Here is a 222-nt window from a genome sequence, read left to right as displayed (position 1 = left end):
AGATGGCCCAGTAATGGTTGGGGCAATTTCATCCACATCCGTTACTGTCACGGTAATCTGTTGCGTGCTGAAGTTACCCGCACCATCCACCGCTTTGACTGTCACAATATACGTATTGTTTGTATCGCTATCGGTCGGATTTTCATAATCCGGAGCGGCATTGAAGGTTAAGTTGCCACTGCTATCAATACTGAATTTGGCACCATCCCCACCACTCACAAT

General features: G+C 46.8%; 1 protein-coding gene. It reads right to left on the bottom strand.

Features of this window, described 5'->3' with window-relative positions; all coding sequences use genetic code 11:
* Window positions 1-222: cadherin repeat domain-containing protein (locus tag LIN78_RS18035; protein ID WP_227182273.1), on the bottom strand; the 222-nt coding region annotated here is incomplete at both ends.

Origin of the sequence: Leeia speluncae, assembly GCF_020564625.1 — a bacterium.
Taxonomy (GTDB): Bacteria; Pseudomonadota; Gammaproteobacteria; order Burkholderiales; family Leeiaceae; genus Leeia; species Leeia speluncae.
Note: the sequence above shows the minus strand (reverse complement) of the source record. Positions and strands in the feature narration are given on the sequence as shown.